Origin of the sequence: Fictibacillus gelatini DSM 15865 (assembly GCF_000430745.1) — a bacterium.
Lineage (GTDB): Bacteria > Bacillota > Bacilli > Bacillales > Fictibacillaceae > Fictibacillus_A > Fictibacillus_A gelatini.
This window is the reverse complement of the sequence record NZ_AUMP01000001.1, coordinates 176912-192967: the sequence shown is the minus strand read 5'-3', so window position 1 is coordinate 192967 and position 16056 is coordinate 176912. Positions and strand designations below refer to the sequence as shown.

Annotated in this window: 18 protein-coding genes and 1 other annotated feature; all 18 genes read left to right on the top strand. The window is 40.1% G+C overall.

Annotation, left to right across the window (positions count from 1 at the left end):
- Positions 1-32 precede the first annotated feature (32 nt).
- The 18 genes from H538_RS0100990 (at position 33) to H538_RS0100905 (ending at position 15947) form a co-directional block, all read left to right on the top strand.
- Entirely contained in the window at positions 33-818 is a 786-nt protein-coding gene (locus H538_RS0100990) for a cell division protein FtsQ/DivIB (RefSeq protein WP_026675961.1), read from the top strand.
- Entirely contained in the window at positions 802-1509 is a 708-nt protein-coding gene (locus H538_RS0100985; protein WP_026675960.1) for a DUF881 domain-containing protein, read from the top strand. Before H538_RS0100990 ends, H538_RS0100985 begins: the two co-directional genes overlap by 17 nt.
- Complete coding sequence (locus tag H538_RS0100980) at positions 1499-2197, top strand: DUF881 domain-containing protein (protein ID WP_081412531.1); 699 nt, start codon at positions 1499-1501, stop codon at positions 2195-2197. The genes H538_RS0100985 and H538_RS0100980 overlap by 11 nt, the downstream gene beginning before the upstream one ends.
- A gap of 2 nt (positions 2198-2199) precedes the next feature.
- The gene (locus H538_RS0100975; protein WP_026675958.1) at positions 2200-2553 is read left to right on the top strand and encodes a small basic family protein; all 354 of its coding nucleotides are present in this window, start codon (positions 2200-2202) and stop codon (positions 2551-2553) included.
- A 142-nt stretch (positions 2554-2695) separates the two neighbouring features.
- Complete coding sequence (gene ftsA, locus H538_RS0100970; protein ID WP_026675957.1) at positions 2696-3979, top strand: cell division protein FtsA; 1284 nt, start codon at positions 2696-2698, stop codon at positions 3977-3979.
- 76 nt (positions 3980-4055) lie between these two features.
- Entirely contained in the window at positions 4056-5207 is a 1152-nt protein-coding gene (gene ftsZ, locus H538_RS0100965) for a cell division protein FtsZ (RefSeq protein ID WP_026675956.1), read from the top strand.
- A gap of 178 nt (positions 5208-5385) precedes the next feature.
- Positions 5386-6306 (top strand): sigma-E processing peptidase SpoIIGA, encoded by a 921-nt coding sequence (gene spoIIGA, locus H538_RS0100960; RefSeq protein WP_026675955.1) that lies wholly within the window; start codon positions 5386-5388, stop codon positions 6304-6306.
- A 24-nt stretch (positions 6307-6330) separates the two neighbouring features.
- Complete coding sequence (gene sigE / locus H538_RS0100955) at positions 6331-7050, top strand: RNA polymerase sporulation sigma factor SigE (RefSeq protein ID WP_026675954.1); 720 nt, start codon at positions 6331-6333, stop codon at positions 7048-7050.
- Positions 7051-7146: 96 nt separating this feature from the next.
- Positions 7147-7929 carry an RNA polymerase sporulation sigma factor SigG gene (sigG, locus tag H538_RS0100950; protein ID WP_026675953.1) on the top strand — a complete coding sequence of 261 codons (783 nt, stop codon included), beginning with the start codon at positions 7147-7149 and terminating at the stop codon, positions 7927-7929.
- Positions 7930-8049: 120 nt separating this feature from the next.
- Positions 8050-8337, top strand: coding sequence for a YlmC/YmxH family sporulation protein (locus H538_RS0100945; protein WP_026675952.1), 288 nt, complete (start codon positions 8050-8052; stop codon positions 8335-8337).
- Between the two features lie 90 nt (positions 8338-8427).
- Entirely contained in the window at positions 8428-9243 is an 816-nt protein-coding gene (gene pgeF / locus H538_RS0100940) for a peptidoglycan editing factor PgeF (RefSeq protein WP_026675951.1), read from the top strand.
- 18 nt (positions 9244-9261) lie between these two features.
- Entirely contained in the window at positions 9262-9939 is a 678-nt protein-coding gene (locus tag H538_RS0100935) for a YggS family pyridoxal phosphate-dependent enzyme (protein ID WP_026675950.1), read from the top strand.
- Positions 9940-9951: 12 nt separating this feature from the next.
- Entirely contained in the window at positions 9952-10386 is a 435-nt protein-coding gene (locus H538_RS0100930; protein ID WP_026675949.1) for a cell division protein SepF, read from the top strand.
- A 42-nt stretch (positions 10387-10428) separates the two neighbouring features.
- On the top strand, positions 10429-10686 hold the full coding sequence (locus H538_RS0100925; protein ID WP_035349854.1) for a YggT family protein: 258 nt from the start codon (positions 10429-10431) through the stop codon (positions 10684-10686).
- Positions 10687-10696: 10 nt separating this feature from the next.
- Positions 10697-11470 (top strand): YlmH family RNA-binding protein, encoded by a 774-nt coding sequence (locus H538_RS0100920; RefSeq protein ID WP_026675947.1) that lies wholly within the window; start codon positions 10697-10699, stop codon positions 11468-11470.
- Between the two features lie 79 nt (positions 11471-11549).
- Positions 11550-12047, top strand: a complete 498-nt coding sequence (locus tag H538_RS0100915) for a DivIVA domain-containing protein (protein WP_026675946.1) — start codon at positions 11550-11552, stop codon at positions 12045-12047.
- 63 nt (positions 12048-12110) lie between these two features.
- Positions 12111-12356, top strand: a binding site (T-box leader).
- A 56-nt stretch (positions 12357-12412) separates the two neighbouring features.
- The gene (gene ileS / locus H538_RS0100910; RefSeq protein WP_026675945.1) at positions 12413-15175 is read left to right on the top strand and encodes an isoleucine--tRNA ligase; all 2763 of its coding nucleotides are present in this window, start codon (positions 12413-12415) and stop codon (positions 15173-15175) included.
- Between the two features lie 94 nt (positions 15176-15269).
- A complete protein-coding gene (locus H538_RS0100905) occupies positions 15270-15947 on the top strand; it encodes a TraR/DksA C4-type zinc finger protein (protein ID WP_026675944.1) in 678 nt (225 codons plus the stop codon).
- The last annotated feature ends 109 nt before the right edge of the window (positions 15948-16056 follow it).

Sequence of the window (16056 nt, the reverse complement as noted above, 5' to 3'; positions counted from 1 at the left end):
CCGCTTTCATTTCAAAAAATGGAGGAGAAAAGATGGACAAGCCGAAAGTTGTGCCAATTGAGGATCGAATTCCGAAATTGAAAATGCAACGAAAACAAAAAGCAAACAGGCGTATGATTTTTTACTTGTCCCTTTTTTTTCTATTAATCTTGACTATTGTTTACTTTCAGTCTGATTTAAGCCGCGTACATAAAATTACAGTTAGCGGAAACGTTTCTGTTAGCGATGAGGAGATCAGGCGAGCGAGTAAAATAACGGAAGATACAAATTTTTTAAATGTATCGGAAAAAGAAGTACGGACCAATGTAAAAAAAATCGACGAAATTGCTTCCGTTCATTTACATAAAAAGTTTTTTAATCATCTTGTAATCGATGTAACGGAATATGAAAAAGTAGCTTATTTAAAAAGAGAGGGCCGCTATTATCCGATTCTTCAAAATGGTGCATTTCTCTCGCCGCTCGCGAAAGATAAGCTGCCGGTAAACGCCCCGATTATTGATGAATGGGAGGGGGAGGATGCCAGCCTGTTAAAAAAAATGGCGGCCGAGCTTAAAAAGCTTCCAGAAAGCATGATTCATCGAATTTCCGAAATTCATCTTACCCCAACTGATGATAAGAAAGACCAGATCACATTGTACATGACGGATGGATATATTGTTCGCACGACCGTGTCTGGTTTTGCCAAAAAAATGAAAGCTTACCCTTCAGTTGTTGAGAAACTTGGGCCAGGAAAAAAAGGAATCATCAATATGGATGTAAGCACATATTTTGATGAATTTCCAAAGAAAGGGGCTCAAGGAGATGAAAGCAAGCGGTAAATATCTTTTTTATTCTTTCATTTTGCTGATTACGGGGTTTTTCCTTTCTTTTTCCTATCAGCTGGCAAAAACAGAAAAAACATCGAACCGAATAAGTGAAGAATGGAAAAAAGAAGATAGCCTCAGGTCGCAGATTTTAGATGTGCAAAAAACGAACAAACAATTATCGAATGAACTAAAAGTGATTCAACAAAAAGTGCAAGATAAGGAAGAAAATGTGGCGAACGAAGAAAAAAATTCAGCCGGTCTTGTAAAGGAATTAAAGCAGCTTCGAATGATCGTAGGCGAGGTTAAAGTGAAAGGAGAAGGGATTGAAGTAACCCTCTCTGATTCTTCTTATATACCCGATGGAGAAAATCCGAACAACTATATCGTTCATGAGGAACATATCCGGGAAGTGATTAATGAACTTCTCGTTTCCGGAGCGGAAGCGGTTGCTGTTAATGGACAACGGATCAATCATAATAGCTACATTTCTTGTATCGGTCCTGTTGTTAGCGTTGACGGCAATCAATATCCTGCTCCATTTGTTATTTCCGCCATCGGAAATAAAGACACGCTGGAAAAATCATTGAACTTGTATATCGCAAATGTACTCGCTTCAGAGGGGATCGATGTTTCCATCTCTAAAAAAGATGAAATAAGAATGGAGCCTTTATTAGCTGAAAAGGAGAACGAAATTGAAGGATAGAAGGATCGCGCTAAGCCTTGTGGCATGTACTCTAGGATTTATGCTTGCTATTCAATTTCAAACAACGAATCATCCTAAAAAACAAGATAAACGTGATATATGGCAACTAAGGTCGGCTCTTGAAGAAGAAAAAAAGAAGCAGATGGAGCTCAATAAAGAAGTAGAAAAAAATGAAGAGTTACTCAACGACTATCAAAGCAGGACGAAAGAGTATAAATTATTAGCGATGAAAGAGGCCCTAAAAGACTTAAAAACAGAAGCTGGATTAACGAAAAAAAGCGGACAAGGAATTTTAATTCGTATCGAACCGTTTAATGAGGAACTTTCGGGAAAAATAGATCCAGCAATGTTTCCGGCATTGCTAGAGAGACTTGTTAATGAACTGAACCGGTATGAAGCAAAAGATATTTCAATTAATGGTGAAAGGATCATTTCACGCTCTTCCATTCGCCTTGTTAATGGAAAAACGTACGTGAATAATGAACCAATTTCAACGTTTCCGATTATCATTCGCGTCATTGCAAAAGATCCAAAGAAGCTTAAATCTCAAATTATTGCTTCACAGTCTGCCGAGGATTTTGTGAGAGAAAATTTAAACATTACCTCGAAGCCGGTTAAACATTTAACATTACCCCCATATAGCAAGCCAATCCGTGTGAACTATATGAAGCAAGTAAAGGAGGGATAAGCATGTGGCTTCCGGTCTTCGGTTTAATTATCGGTCTCGTGCTTGGATATTTAACGGACATTCGAATTCCTCCTGATTATACAAACTATCTGTCTATCGCCGTTCTAGCCGCTTTAGATACATTATTTGGAGGGATGCGTGCCCACCTGCAAGGTACATTTGAAGACAAAGTATTTATCACCGGCTTCTTCTTTAACATTCTTTTAGCGGGTGGACTTAGCTTTTTAGGAGTCCAGCTTGGAATTGACCTTTATCTTGCCGCTATATTTGCATTTGGTGTAAGGTTGTTTAATAATATAGCTGTGATACGAAGACTTGTAATGGATAAATGGACAAATGCACGGAAAAATCAATAATTTTTCGAGAAAACTAAAGAAAAAAAGAGGGAATCACCATCTCTTGTGGAATTAATTTCTTAATTAGATAACGAACTCTTTTTTTTATAATTAAACATTCGGATTATAAACCGATTAATAGATTAAAAGGAGGTGCCAGAGAATGAACAGCAATGAGATTTATGTGAGTTTAGACATCGGTACATCCAATATTAAAGTTATCATTGGAGAAATGACCAATGAATCCTTTAATGTAATTGGTGTAGGACATGCTAAATCAGCAGGTATTAAAAAAGGCTCAATTATAGATATTGATGAAACTGTTCGTTCAATTAAAAAGGCGGTTGAACAGGCTGAACGAATGCTTGGAATACCGATTAATGGTGTTATTGTAGGTGTAAAGGGAAATCATGTTAAGCTCGAGCCATGTCATGGCGTTGTAGCTGTATCAAGTGAAGACAGAGAAATTGGTGATGAAGACATTGCTCGCGTGATAGAGGCAGCGCAAGTCGTGTCCATTCCTCCCGAACGAGAAATTATTGATGTTATTCCGCGTCAGTTTATCGTCGACGGAACGGATGAAATTATTGATCCGCGAGGCATGCTCGGGGTTAGACTTGAAATGGAAGGAACCATTATCACCGGTTCGAAAACCATTTTACATAATTTGCTTCGCTGCGTAGAAAAAGCAGGTTTGGAAATTATTGATATTTGTCTTGAACCTCTGGCAACGGGCTCCATCGCTTTGTCAAAGGATGAGACAGAATTAGGAGTTGCGTTAATCGAAATTGGCGGGGGATCGACAACGGTTTCCGTTTTTGATCAAGGATCGATGCAGTTTACTTCCGTTTTGCCAATTGGTGGGGAATATATTACGAAAGATATATCCATCGGCCTGCGTACGACAGCGGAAGATGCGGATAAAATTAAATTAAAGCATGGCCATGCATTTGTAGACCTTGCCTCACCTGATGAAACGTTTAAGGTCCCCCAGATTGGTTCATCGGCGGAACAGGAAATTAGCCAGAGAGATTTAGCACACATTATAGAAGCAAGACTGGCTGAAATGTTCGAAATGATAGATGACGAGCTTGCGAGACACGGGTATAATGAATTACCAGGAGGATTTGTAATTACAGGCGGAGTCGCTTCCATGCCGGGACTTTTGGAATTAGCCCAAGAAATTTTTCAACAAAATGTCAGAGTGTCCCTTCCGGATTACATTGGGGTAAGAGAACCTCAATATACTACTGGTGTCGGATTGATTCAATTTACTTATCGCAATATTAAAGTTCAAGGGAAAGAAGTAGCAGCAGCACTTAGCGAAGAAGGATACGAAGTTCAGCAAAAGAGAAAGCAAGAGCCAAAGGTGTCCAAACAAATTGAAAAAGAAAGCGGCGGAGTGAAATCCAAAGTGAAAAATTGGTTTGGATTATTTTTTGACTAAGAAAGAAGTTCAAGGAAGACAGTCAACCTGGACTTCATCTAAGAGACAGAGGAAATCGTCATTAGGAGGAACGCTCATGTTAGAGTTTGATATGAATATGGATTCATTGGCAACAATTAAAGTAATAGGTGTAGGCGGCGGCGGAAGCAATGCGGTAAACCGCATGATTGAGCATGGAGTACAAGGCGTTGAATTTATATGCGTCAACACAGATGCACAGGCGCTCAACCTTTCTAAAGCAGAAATTAAAATGCAAATCGGATCAAAATTAACAAGAGGGTTAGGGGCAGGTGCTAATCCGGATATCGGCAAAAAAGCTGCTGAGGAGAGCAGAGAGCAAATTGAAGAAGTTCTTCGCGGAGCCGATATGGTGTTTGTCACTGCTGGAATGGGCGGTGGTACAGGTACTGGCGCAGCTCCTGTCATCGCCGAAATCGCAAAGGAACTTGGAGCATTAACAGTCGGCGTCGTTACCCGCCCTTTTACATTTGAAGGGAGAAAACGCGCGGTTCAAGCTGTTGGAGGGATAAGTGTATTAAAAGAAAAAGTAGATACATTGATTGTTATCCCGAATGATAGATTGCTTGAAATCGTCGATAAAAATACGCCGATGCTAGAAGCATTCCGCGAAGCAGATAACGTTTTGCGCCAGGGTGTCCAGGGTATCTCCGATCTCATTGCAACACCTGGATTAATTAACCTTGACTTTGCCGATGTGAAGACAATCATGACGGAAAGAGGATCGGCATTAATGGGTATCGGTATTGCAACAGGGGACAATCGCGCTGCAGAGGCGGCCAAACAAGCAATCTCCTCTCCATTACTTGAAACATCGATTGATGGGGCAAAAGGTGTGATTATGAACATTACGGGAGGTTCTAACTTAAGCCTGTATGAAGTAAACGAAGCAGCAGACATCGTCTCATCCGCTTCTGACCCTGAAGTAAATATGATCTTCGGATCGGTCATCAATGAAAATTTAAAAGACGAAATTCTTGTTACGGTTATTGCGACCGGATTTGATGAAAAAGAAAATTCACAGGGCTTAGAGCCGCCAAGGACAAAATTCCAGCAATCTACAAATCCTAAACCGCAACCAAAGCCTACCATTCAGCGTGAAGAGCCGGTGCGGGAACAAAGAAATACGCAGCAAACAAGCCAATCTGACTCTGAAACACTTGATATACCTGCATTTTTGCGAAATCGCAATCGCAATCGCCGCAGATAAAAAAATCCACGTTCCATAATTGGAACGTGGATTTTTTAATGGCCGAAAATCAATCGTTTTCGACTACAGACTTTGACAAAACCTTTCAAAATTATAAAGGTTCTTGTCTCATAAATTGACAGACTTCATACTTATAATCTTTTATACTGATTTTAAATTTAACGAAAGGAGAAAACAAATGACGCTCTACCTTGATGTCATTTGGTTTCTAAATTTTTGCATTGATTTGCTTCTCATTATGTTAACTGGCCTATTTTTAAAGCGAAAACTGAATCGATGGAGAATTATAGCCGGTGCATTCATTGGGTCTTCTTACGTCTTATTATTATTTATTCCTTCAACAATCTCATTATATCATCCGTTCATTAAGCTTCTGTTTTCATTTGTCATTATGGTGGTTTCATTTGGTTTTTATAAGTTTACTTATTTATTTAAAAATGTGCTGATGTTTTATTTTGTAACCTTTGTCACCGGAGGAGGGATGTTTGCAGCTCATTATTTTTTAGAGAAAGATCTGGCGATACAAAGCGGAATGTTCGTCACAAATGGGACAGGATTAGGGGATCCATTAAGCTGGCTATTTGTCATTCTCGGTTTTCCTATCATTTGGTATTTTTCAAAACGAAGGGTAGATGATATCCAGGTTGAAAAGATTCATTATTCGGAATTAGTAAACGTTCAAATTTCAATTGATGATTGCGTCATTCACTCTGTCGGCCTAATCGACAGTGGCAACAAGCTTGTTGATCCGATTACAAAAGTGCCGGTTATGATTTTGGATATGACAAAACATGGTTCTTTATTCCCTGAGCCAATTGTAAGGCTTGCAAAAGATATTTCGGCCTTTACCAATGAAGGAGAAAATCATCCGTGGGAATCGCGGCTGCGCGTCATTCCATATCGATCAGTCGGTAGGGACCAGCATTTTTTAACGGCGATTAAGCCAGACTCTGTTGTCATAACAGGTGAAACTAAAAAAATTGTAACGAAAAAAGTGCTTGTCGGCTTAAACTTCACGCCATTATCAAGCGAAGGGAAATTTACATGCATCGTCCATCCGGAGTTAATGATGATGAATTATAAGGACAGCGCTTCATAAGTTTGATTGGAAAGGGGAGTCTCTATGGCTAAATTGCGCATAAAACTTACATTGTTCTGGTATAAATTACTGATAAAGCTCCGAATTAAAAGTGATGAAATTTATTATATTGGAGGAAATGAGGCCCTTCCACCCCCTTTAACAAAAGAAGAAGAGGCGCTTCTCTTAGAAAAACTTCCAACAGGGGATAAGGCCGCAAAATCGCTATTGATTGAACGTAACTTGCGACTTGTCGTTTATATTGCCCGCAAGTTTGAAAATACGGGAATCAATATTGAAGATTTAATTAGCATTGGCACAATTGGCTTGATTAAAGCAGTGAATACGTTTAATCCGGAAAAGAAAATTAAGCTTGCGACATACGCTTCGCGATGTATTGAAAATGAAATTTTAATGTATTTAAGGAGAAATAATAAAACACGTTCAGAGGTTTCCTTTGATGAGCCGCTAAATGTGGATTGGGATGGGAATGAACTCCTCTTGTCCGATGTCCTCGGCACCGAAGATGACATCATTACTAAACGCCTCGAAGCAAATGTAGACAGAAAACTTTTATTAAAAGCATTATTCACATTAAATGACAGAGAAAAACAAATTATGGAACTTCGATTCGGTTTATCCGGCGGAGAAGAAAAGACACAAAAAGATGTCGCGGATATGTTAGGCATTTCTCAATCGTATATTTCTCGTTTAGAAAAACGAATCATAAAGCGATTGCAAAAAGAGTTCAACAAAATGGTGTAAAAAAATTACAATAAACACATTTTGGGTCGTGCATAAAAATCCTGCCTAAGGAGATACTTAATTTTGACAAAAAACTCCTGGTAGGAGGGAAATACGTTGACCCGAAATAAAGTAGAGATCTGCGGAGTAGACACATCTAAGCTTCCGGTTTTAAAAAACCCTGAAATGCGCGAACTATTCAAGAAAATGCAAAACGGGGATCCTACTGCACGCGATACATTAATTAATGGAAATTTAAGGCTCGTCTTGAGCGTCATTCAACGGTTTAATAATCGCGGGGAGTTTGTGGATGATTTGTTCCAGGTTGGTTGTATCGGTCTTATGAAATCCATTGATAATTTTGACCTTGGACAAAACGTTAAGTTTTCAACTTATGCTGTTCCAATGATTATTGGTGAAATCAGGCGTTATCTAAGGGACAATAACCCGATTCGCGTCTCAAGATCACTGAGGGATATTGCCTATAAGGCGCTGCAAGTGCGTGATCAATTAATGAACAAGCTGTCACGAGAACCGACCGCCCAACAAATTGCTGAAGTATTAGATGTTCCAAAAGAAGAAGTTGTTTTTGCCCTCGATGCGATTCAAGACCCGGTGTCTTTATTCGAACCGATCTACAATGACGGGGGAGATCCAATTTATGTAATGGATCAAATAAGCGATGAGAAAGCAAAAGATTTTCAATGGATTGAAGAAATTGCATTAAAAGAAGCGATGCGAAGATTAAATGAGCGAGAGAAGTTGATTTTGACAATGCGTTTCTTTCAAGGCAAAACACAAATGGAAGTCGCAGATGAAATCGGAATTTCTCAAGCGCAAGTTTCACGGCTTGAAAAAGCAGCCATTTCACAAATGAATAAAAATATCCAAAGCAGTTAACCTAAAACCCGCTAATGCGGGTTTTTTTTATGAGGAATCGGCAAAAGCTGATTCCCAGAAATTGCGAAGCAATTTTAGCCTGTTCGGCTCATATAGTAGTTATAGAAGGGCGGGGATAAAATGATTAAAATATCGGACTTTCAAGTGAAGGATGTTGTTAATGTAGCAAATGGGAAAAAACTTGGCCATATTGCCGACTTAGAAATTAATCTAAATACCGGTAAAATTGAGGCACTGATTATTCCTGGCGCTGGAAAAATGCTCGGATTTTTTTCACGGGAGAGCGATATCGTTATTCCGTGGAAAAACATTGTTAAAATAGGAACGGACGTGATCTTAGTAAGGCATATGGATACAAAAGATATGAATGAATATATAAAAGAACCGTTTGATCAAGTGAAAAAATAATTGAATTTTCTACGTTTCCTTCAGCAAAATATGTTAAAATATCCGTAATAATAATCTTATTTCGGGTATTTTAACGAATGGAGTGTCACTATGTCAGAGCCATTCCGAAAAAATCGTCTCGTTTATGAATTGGATCTTTGGAAAACAATTGATCCGAGTATCATTGCGGGTATTACAACAAGACAATCAGGATTTAGCAAAAAGCCTTTCTCATCCTTAAATATGGGATTTCATGTAGAGGACAATAAGCAACATGTCCTTCTTAACCGGGAAAAAGTAAGTCGAATGTTAAACTTCCCTCTTGATCAGTGGATTGGAACGGAGCAGGTGCATGAGTCGAAGATTGCAAAAGTAACAAAAGAGCATGCTGGACTCGGGGCACGCGATCTGGATAGCGCCATTCGTGGAACGGACGGAATTTATACTTCCGAGCATGGAGTATTGCTCACCTCATTATATGCAGATTGTGTCCCTCTATATTTTTTTGCTCCTCGGCTTAAGCTTATTGGTCTGGCACATGCCGGTTGGAGGGGGACGGTCGATTTAATTGGCCCTAAAATGATCAGGACATGGGTTACGGAAGAGCATATTGAAGCAAAAGAAATTCATGTTGCTATTGGACCATCGATCGGGCAATGCTGTTACGAAGTTGATTCTCTGGTCATTCGAAAGGTGGATGAGGCACTTGGCGGAGTTTTGCCAAAGCCATACAAACAAACAGATGAAAATACATACAAGTTAAGCTTGCAAGAAACAAACAGGCTTTTATTAATCCATGAAGGCGTTTTAGCTGAGAACATTGCGGTTACGTCTTATTGTACAAGCTGCAATAATGATGTGTTTTTTTCGCATCGGGCAGAATCCGGGCGGACGGGCCGGATAATGAGTTATGTCGGTTTGTTTTGAAAGGAGAAGTCATACAGATTGAATATTCAAGAAAATTTAGTGGAAATCAATTCAAATATCGAGCGAGCATGCCGAAAAAAAAACAGAACGACAGACGACGTTAAAATCATTGCGGTAACGAAGTATGTGAGTGTCGAAACTGCACAGAAGGCGGTATCTGCAGGAATTCGCCATATTGGGGAAAACCGCCCTGAAGGACTGATGGAAAAATATAAGGCGATAGAAGGCGATGTAAAATGGCATTTCATTGGGACTTTGCAATCAAGAAAAGTGAAGGAAGTTCTCCCTTATGTCGATTATATTCATTCACTTGACCGTCTTTCGCTCGCAAAAGAAATTAATAAGCGTGCCGATCGCATCATCCAATGTTTTGTTCAAGTCAATGTTTCAGGAGAAGAATCAAAACATGGACTTCCTACCCGCGAGGTGGAGGCATTTATCGATCGTATGAAGGACTATCCAAACATACGGATTGTCGGCTTGATGACGATGGCGCCATTTACGGAAAATGAAGATGTACTAAGATCTGTTTTTAACCAATTGAAACAGCTTCAAAAAATGATTCAACAAAAGAATTACGAATATGCTCCTTGTACGGAATTGTCAATGGGAATGTCTAACGATTATACGATCGCTGTTGAAGAAGGGGCAACCTTTGTTCGAATTGGGACAAGTTTAGTCGGAAAAGAATTTTAGGAGGTGTAAAGAATGGGCTTAAAAGGGAAATTCAAGCGCTTTTTTGATCTTGACGAAGAAGAATACGAGTATGAAGAAAGCTATGATGAGGGCAATATGGTAGAAGAAGAGGAAGAAGTGCGGCCAGCTGTCCCTTTAAAAAAAGGAAAACAAAATGTCGTCAGCCTGCAAAGCGTTCACCAGCAATCAAAAGTTGTTCTTGTTGAACCACGGCTATATTCCGAGGCGCAAGATATCGCTGACCAATTAAAAAATCGTCGTTCGGTCGTTATCAATTTACAACGAATGCCACATGACCAGGCGAAACGGATTGTCGATTTTTTAAGCGGTACAGTGTATGCCATTGGAGGCGACATTCAAAAGCTTGGGCCTAATACGTTTTTATGTACGCCTGAAAATGTGGATGTTTCTGGTTCCATTTCAGAAATAATTGATGACGAAAAATAACAAGGGTGATGTATTTTGTTAGTAGCAGAGATCGGGAGTTGGATGATACGGTTAATGGAAATCTATTCCTATATAATGATTGCTTACATACTGTTATCGTGGTTTCCGAACGCCCAGAATAGCTCGATCGGTCAATTTTTAGCGAGGATTGTTGAACCTTTTTTATCTCCTTTCCGGAGAATCATACCTCCGATTGGCGGGATGATCGATATTTCGCCAATTGCAGCCTTTTTGGTGTTAAATCTGGCATCGACCGGAGTAAGAGCATTAGTGGAAATGTATTACACTCATTTTGGATAAGGGGTAGCTTATGAGCATATATCAACATTTCCGTCCGGATGAATATGCGTTCGTCGATCAAGTTCTAGAATGGAAAGAGTACGCCATGAATCGGTATGCAATGAAATTAACCGATTTTCTTGATCCAAGACAGCAGCAAATCGTTACACAGATAATCGGCAAAGATGCGGATGTGCGCCTCTCATTTTGGGGAGGCTCTTCTTATTGTGAGCGAAAACGGGCGTTAATTTATCCCTCGTACTATGAACCAGAACAAAGCGATTACGAGGTGGCCGCTATCGAAGTTCATTATCCCGCCAGGTTCGTTACAATCAACCATCGCGACGTCCTTGGAGCTATTTTGAACATCGGAGTAAAACGAGAAAAATTCGGTGATATTTTACTTGAAGATGAAAAGATTCAATTGATTGTCGCCCGTGAAATTTCTGATTATGTCAAAATGAATTTGCAAAAAATCGGAAAGGCAACTGTCAAGCTTTTCGATATTGCTGAGAGTGAATTAATACAAAAAGTAGAAACCTTTGAAGAAAAAGAGGGGACGGTCTCATCTTTAAGGCTCGATGGAGTCCTTGCGGAAGTTTACAATTTATCGCGCTCCAGGGTTGTTCCCTTCATTCAACAGGGAAAAGCAAAAGTCAATTGGAAAATTATTGATGAGCCTTCCTTTCAAGTAGAAGAAGGCGATTATTTATCTTTGCGCGGATTCGGCCGATCGAAATTGATTGCGGTTGAAGGGAAAACAAAGAAAGAAAAATGGCGAATTAAATATGGGATATTAAAATAATTTAAGACTTATAGAAGGAATGCTGATAATATTGTCGAAATAACGTATTAACACCAAGCTTTAGTGGAGGTGGCATACTATGCCTTTAACACCGTTGGATATTCATAATAAAGAGTTTACAAGAGGATTTCGTGGATATAATGAAGATGAAGTGAATGATTTTTTAGATCAAGTGATTAAAGATTTTGAAAGTGTCATTCGTGAAAAGAAAGACCTTGAAGAAAAAGTAGAGAAACTTGAAGAACAACTTGCTTACTTCAAAAATATTGAAGAAACGTTAAATAAATCGATCCTTGTTGCCCAGGAAACAGGGGAGGAAGTAAAACGCAACGCCAACAAAGAAGCAAGGCTTATTATTAAAGAAGCGGAAAAGAACGCCGACCGAATCATTAATGATGCACTTGCGAAATCAAGAAAGATTCAAATGGAGATTGAAGAATTGAAAAAGCAATCGTCCGTTTATCGCGCGCGATTCAGAATGTTGATTGAAGCGCAGCTGGAAATGGTAAAAAACGAGGATTGGGATGCACTTGAGCAAATGGAAGAATCTGATGAATTGAAATTGGAGATAAAATAAATTCTTGACGATTTCCGTTTATATAGAATATACTTTGTTAAAACATCTTATTAAAATTATATAGTGATGACTATGATGGGGAGAGTATGCATTCAATTGTTTTTTTAGCGAGCCGGAGATGGTGTGAGCCCGGCAGGACGGAGTGCAGAAGATCACCCCGGAGTTTCTATGCCGAACAGTAGAAAAGGCTTTCGAATAAGCCAAACCCTTAGTAAGTGTAGACGTTCATTCACGATACGAATTCAAGCGGGTTTTCTTACATAGAAAGCTCATTAGGGTGGTACCGCGGGTAACCTTCTCGTCCCTTTAGTGGCGAGAAGGTTTTTTGTTTTTTTAAATAATTTAATCGTTTTAGGAGGAATTTTATGAATTACAAAGATACGTTATTGATGCCAAAAACAGAGTTTCCAATGCGCGGCAACTTGCCGCAGAGGGAACCAGAAATCCAAAGCAAATGGGAAGAAATGGACATTTATAAAAAGGTTCAGGAGCATACGAAGGGACGTCCGATGTTCGTCCTTCATGATGGACCTCCTTATGCGAATGGCGATATTCATATTGGACATGCGGAAAATAAAATTTTAAAAGATATCATTGTTCGTTTTAAATCGATGACGGGATTCAATGCCCCATATGTACCCGGTTGGGATACTCATGGTCTTCCAATTGAAACGGCTCTTACAAAAAGCGGGAAAGTGAAACGAAAAGAGTTGTCGATCGCGGAATTTCGTCGCTTATGCGCCGAATATGCGCTCAGCCAGGTCGATCGTCAGCGCGAGCAGTTTAAACGTCTCGGCGTTCGCGGAGATTGGGAGAATCCTTATATTACATTAACGAAAGACTATGAAGCCCGCCAAATTGAAGTGTTTGGGGAAATGGCAAGACGCGGATTGATTTATAAAGGGCAAAAGCCTGTATACTGGTCGCCATCTTCAGAATCGGCGCTTGCTGAAGCGGAAATTGAGTATTATGACAAGAAGTCCCCATCCATTTATGTTGCTTTCCCGGTGAAAGACGGAAACGGCGTGTTAAGTACTGACGTTAACATCGTCATCTGGACAACGACCCCTTGGACGATTCCAGCAAACCTTGGTATTTCAGTTCATCCTGACCTTGATTATGTGATTGTTGAAGTAAATGAACAGAAATATTTAGTTGCCGAAGCTTTGCTTGAGACGCTTCGAGCAGAGCTTGAGTGGGAAGAGGCGAAAGTGATCCAGACTGTAAAAGGTAAGGAACTGGAATATGTCGTAGCAAAACATCCGTTTTATGATCGCGATTCCCTTGTTATGCTCGGGGAACACGTCACGACAGATGCCGGTACAGGGTGTGTCCATACAGCGCCAGGACACGGGGAAGACGACTTCCTTGTCGGAAGGCGGTACAATCTCGATGTGCTTTGCCCTGTCGATGACCGCGGGTATATGACAAACGAAGCACCGGGATTTGAAGGGCTATTTTATGATGAAGCAAATAAGCCGATCACTGAAAAGCTGAAAGAACAGGGTGCACTGCTTAAACTGAGCTTTATCACCCACTCCTACCCGCATGATTGGCGGACGAAAAAGCCAGTAATTTTCCGGGCGACTGCCCAATGGTTCGCTTCGATTAAAGGCATTCGCGAGCAAATTCTCGCCGCCATTAAAGAAGTAAATTGGCATCCAGGATGGGGTGAAACAAGGCTTTATAATATGATTAAAGACCGCGAAGATTGGTGTATTTCCCGTCAGCGTGCATGGGGAGTCCCGATCCCGGTATTTTACGGCGAAGATGGCGAGCCGATTTTGACGGAAGAAACGATCGGCCATGTTGCGAAACTTTTCCGCGAACATGGTTCAAACATCTGGTTTGAGCGCGAGGCGAAAGACCTTCTGCCGGAAGGCTTTACATCGCCGCACAGCCCAAATGGCAAATTCACAAAAGAAACGGATATTATGGATGTCTGGTTTGATTCAGGATCTTCTCACTGGAGCGTATTGGAAGAGCGTGATGACCTCAAGCGTCCGGCCGATGTTTATTTGGAAGGTTCTGACCAATATCGCGGCTGGTTTAACTCATCCCTATCCACTTCAGTTGCGATTACCGGAAAAGCGCCGTATAAAACGATCATCAGCCATGGCTTTGCATTAGACGGTGAAGGGCGGAAAATGAGCAAATCGATTGGTAATGTGATTGATCCGATTAAAGTAATGAAACAATTAGGAGCCGATATTATCCGCCTCTGGGTATCCTCCGTCGATTATCAGGCAGATGTCCGTGTTTCGGATGATATTTTAAAGCAAGTCGCTGAAGTATACCGGAAGATTCGTAATACCATTCGCTTCTTGCTTGGAAATTTAAATGATTTCAATCCTGAAAAAGATGCAGTGCCTTTTGAACAATTAAGCGATCTTGACAAATATATGGTTGTAAAATTGAATAAACTGGTAGAAAAAGTGCTTAACGGATACAACGATTATCAATTCTTAACGGTTTATAATGCGATCCACAATTTCTGTACGATTGATTTAAGCGCCTTTTACCTTGATATTGCAAAAGATACGTTATACATTAATGCCGAAAATGATCCTAAACGCCGGAGCATCCAGACTGTTCTTTATGAAACGTTAATTTCGCTTACTAAATTAGTTGCCCCGATCCTCGCACATACTGCTGACGAAGTATGGAGCTACATCCCGGGGGTAAAAGAGGAAAGCGTACAGTTAACCGATATGCCGAAGGTAAAAGAGCTTCCAAACACAGAAAAGCTTGAAAAAGAGTGGGATTTATTTATGGAAGCACGTGATGAAGTACTTAAAGCGCTTGAAGAAGCTAGAAATGAAAAAGTGATTGGTAAATCATTGACGGCTTCAATTACGTTATATCCGACTCCGGAACTTAAAACATGGCTAGAAAATGTGGAAGATTTAAAGAAATTGTTTATCGTCTCACAAGTGGAAATTGGCCCTGAGAAAAATAAAGCACCTGAGGCTGCGAAATCATTTAACCATCTTGCCATCGAGGTAAAACCGGCAAGCGGTGAGACTTGTGAGCGCTGCTGGGTGGTTTCGAATACGGTCGGAGAGGATCCGAATCATCCTACACTTTGTGTTTCATGTGCTGATATCGTAACCAAACATTATCAGTAAAAACTAGCCCCTGCATGTATTTGCAGGGGGTTCATAATTTCCGCATATGTGGTCAAACTAAAACAGACTATTGATGGCGGAAGGAAGATCGTACATGGGTAAATATGACAAGATCAAGCAACAATTGTTGGAAGAAAAAAAGAGGATTGAAGAAAGGCTTAAAGATAACGATGAATTTGGGCATGGATTAAGCTTAAATCAATCAACGAGCGAGCTATCACAATATGATAACCACCCGGCTGATTCAGGCACGGAATTGTATGAAAGAGAAAAAGACTTGAGCCTGCGTGAGCATTTGCGCGAACAATTAGAGGATATAAAAGACGCTATTCAACGGATCGATAATGGGACATACGGAATTTGCGAAGTGACCGGCAAACCTATTCCTATGGAGCGATTAGAAGCGATTCCTACGGCAAGAACGGTGGTAGAAGCTTCACCGAATGATGAAGCCGAATGGTATGATCGCCCCATTGAGGAAAAGGTAATTCATGATATGGAAGAAGAATATTATACGGGCAGTGATGAAGCGGAATACAACGAACAAAATGCGTATGATATTGTTGCTTCTTATAACGATAACAGCATGACGTTTGATGATTCTTCTAATATTGATAGCCAGGACGGAATGGGCTATGTCGAACAGGTCGAGGCGATCGCTTCAACGGATATATACGGTTACAGAGGTGACGACAGCGTGTCATTTCAAAGAAATATCCAATATGATCAATATATGAATGCTGAAGATAGAGAAGATGAATATGAGGAGTAATTCTCATATTCATCTTCTTTACAATTCATTGTGTATCTTTTCGTCCTATGCTAAAATTTTTTAAGTACATAGAAAGGGCACTTTAACGTGTTTTCAAATTTATCAGAGT